Source organism: uncultured Veillonella sp. (assembly GCF_905209685.1).
Taxonomy (GTDB): domain Bacteria; phylum Bacillota; class Negativicutes; order Veillonellales; family Veillonellaceae; genus Veillonella.
The window spans coordinates 1-2916 of sequence record NZ_CAJLUB010000170.1; the positions used below are offsets into that span (position 1 = coordinate 1).

At 37.1% G+C, this 2916-nt stretch carries 4 protein-coding genes and 1 pseudogene; all 5 read left to right on the plus strand.

Going from position 1 to position 2916, the window contains the following annotated elements:
- A pseudogene (locus tag QZ055_RS08970) lies at window positions 1-325 on the plus strand (hypothetical protein); the annotation flags it as partial.
- Window positions 326-403: 78 nt separating this feature from the next.
- Window positions 404-997: a hypothetical protein gene (locus QZ055_RS08975; RefSeq protein ID WP_295826349.1), complete on the plus strand. Its 594-nt coding sequence runs from the start codon at window positions 404-406 to the stop codon at window positions 995-997.
- A 103-nt stretch (window positions 998-1100) separates the two neighbouring features.
- Window positions 1101-1607: a YfbM family protein gene (locus tag QZ055_RS08980; RefSeq protein WP_295826352.1), complete on the plus strand. Its 507-nt coding sequence runs from the start codon at window positions 1101-1103 to the stop codon at window positions 1605-1607.
- Window positions 1608-1685: 78 nt separating this feature from the next.
- Window positions 1686-2450: a leucine-rich repeat domain-containing protein gene (locus QZ055_RS08985; RefSeq protein WP_295826354.1), complete on the plus strand. Its 765-nt coding sequence runs from the start codon at window positions 1686-1688 to the stop codon at window positions 2448-2450.
- Between the two features lie 57 nt (window positions 2451-2507).
- On the plus strand, window positions 2508-2801 hold the full coding sequence (locus tag QZ055_RS08990) for a DUF2695 domain-containing protein (protein ID WP_024066294.1): 294 nt from the start codon (window positions 2508-2510) through the stop codon (window positions 2799-2801).
- The last annotated feature ends 115 nt before the right edge of the window (window positions 2802-2916 follow it).

The window sequence follows — 2916 nt, forward strand, 5'->3', positions numbered from 1 at the left end:
CGAATATCATTTAGCCTGTACGCGGCTTTTACAAGAAGAAAAACCAACAATGGAGGACTTTCTAAATAGCAAAATCGCATGCTGGAAAGATAATACAAATTTTGGTATCGATACAGACTGTTGGTTCAATCATAAGGACCTAGGCCTGTTGCTAGAAAATTTAGAAATCATCGGAACCGTTGAACTCTATCCATGTAAACTATGGAAACTAGCACCAAGAGGCACGTTGGAGGATATCTATGAGGAGATTACAGATGAGCCTAGGATTGGAAAACTGCGTCTCATAGACACCTATGAACTAGTGAAAGAGGTTGTTCAGGAATAATCATCGATAAATGCACTGATCTATGGCGTACATATCAATGTGCAAATATAAAATTGTTACTATAAAGGTGTAAATTTAATGGATACTGTAACTAAAAAATACATAGAGACCGTACAAGTCAGTGATATACCGTGGCATCGGTTAACGACCTCTTATGGACGGGGCACAGATTTTCCTAATCAATTTGATGTTTTATGGAAGATGGACAGTATTGAAGCTGTTGATGTGGCTGGTGAGGACATAGCGTTAAATATTGAGCATCAATCCACATTGTGGCATGCTACACCATTCGCCATGATTTTCTTGCTTCGTATTTTTAAGAAAGCCCAGGAAGAGAGCGCTCAGAATGAAGTAGCTCATTATTTAGCAGAACAATTGGTTGAGTTGTTTACTGTGATTGCTGAGTGCATTCGAGATGGTCTTTTACTGGAACATGCTGATCCTCTACCGTGTTTTGAGGATATGCTCAACGAAGAATATCTTTGGTCTGAAGAATACGATGAAGACGAAGATGTTCTTAGATATGAGGAAGAAGACGTATTTCCTGATGATTTATTCTTTAGCTTCTATTACTACTCACTGCAAGTGCTTTTACTATGTAAGCCATTATTAAATAAAGCTAATGAAGGAGAGGCTAATTTACTAGAATTATTGACCGAAATAGACCACTAAAAATTTATGGAGGTCATACATCATTTAGTACTTACGAAAATCATAGATTATTACATTACTTACGGAGATTAATCTGATTATGTATTTGAGGAGGGCATAGATTATGGGATTAATTGCAAATTATAGCTGTTTAAGTGATGCGAATTTAAAAGAGCTCAAAGCTATGGGCTCAGAAGAAGAGGAAATTCTTGAAAGCGTTGAAGAGTGGAATGACGATGATGAATTATTGCTCGATATCGATAAGATGTGGGATGTACTTCACTTTGTGCTAACTGGCGTAGGAACTGACCATAAGGATGATAATAACCCTCTTAGCCAAGCTGTACTTGGCATAACAGCTGTTGAAGAAATATCGGATTACTTAGCGTATACCGAACACGATAAATTAGCAGATATCGTGGCGGCTCTAGAGCAGTTTGATATGGAAGAAGCCCTCGAATCTTTTGATATGGCAGCCTGCAAAGAGGCAGAGCTATATCCAAATATCTGGGATTACGATGAGGAAGAGGAAGAAATCAAAGACGAACTTCTTCATGATTTCGAGCAAATGAAACGCTTCTATAAACAAGTGCTCGAAGCTAATGGACATGTGCTTGTATCGATTTGCTAAGGTCGTTAAAATTTGTTGGCTATGGATCCAGTTGTAGCCAAACCAATTATGCGACTGGCGAAGATGAGGAATTGTAACATGGCAGTGTTAACAGAAAAGCAAGTTAAATATGGATTTGACTACTATCATAAGGATGACGCACGGCCTAAATCTGTGGTAGAGGTCTCTGAATATAATGGTGAAGATAAGTTAATAATCAACTGCACACAGCTAGATGAAAACTATTCTGCTAAAGATAAGAAGCGAATTTGGATGGAGTGGTGTGATTTCCTAGTAAATAAGCCAGATACTTTTACAGAGCTTATGTTTTGTACAAGAATGTCACAGGACTTATTTGATGCGGTGTGTGCTCAACGTAGACTTAAAAAATTACATATAAAATGGGGCGTCTATCCAGATATTTCAAAATTAGAGAACTTACAAGAACTAGAATATTTACACATTGGGTCCGGTAGAAGCGTATCGAGTTTAGAGCCTATATCAAAATTAGAAAATTTAGTGGCTCTGTCGATTGAGAACTTTCAAAAAATTGATGATTATACGCCATTAGCGCATCTGAAGCACCTTGAAAGTCTTGCTCTAGAAGGTGATTTCGCAGCTCCTAAAATTCTTAAGGTTCAATCCTTGGGATTCCTACGTCATATGAAACAGCTGCGATTTTTTAGCTTCTTAACCGCTAAAGTGATGGATACAGACTATTCTCCAATTTTAGAACTCCATAATCTAGAACATCTTACATTAAGATCTTGTAAAGAGGTTAAACAGCTGTATCCTCAGTTAGTTAAGTTGCCAAAACTAAAATACGGCACAGTTTTAGAACGACCAGAATTATATGAGAAATAGTGCTTGAGATATAAGTCATGAGCTATAACTTATAAGACATAAAAGGGAACAATTATAATGGATAAAGCGCGTAAAAAGGAATTATTAAAAGCTTATGCAGATAAGCAAAAGCAATCGTTTAAAGATAGTTTGCCTATGGACGAAGAGTTGTTTTGGAATCTCTTTGACTATGTAGATGAGAAATTAGAGGCAAATGACGGTTGCGACCATAGTTTAACTTTCACCAGAGAATTCTTGGAAAAACAAAAGGTAGATGTGGAAAGTGTACTAGATTGGATCGTTAACGAAGGTGGCGGCTGTGACTGCGAGGTTCTCTACAATGTGGAAGAACGTTTTGAGGAGTACGATTAATAGTATTTTCTATAGTTAACTCCTTCTATTTGCAGGTGTTATCATAAAGGTATATAGTAAAGGCATGTGATGTAATTATTCACATGCCTATTTTCTTTATAAGGAGGACGCTATG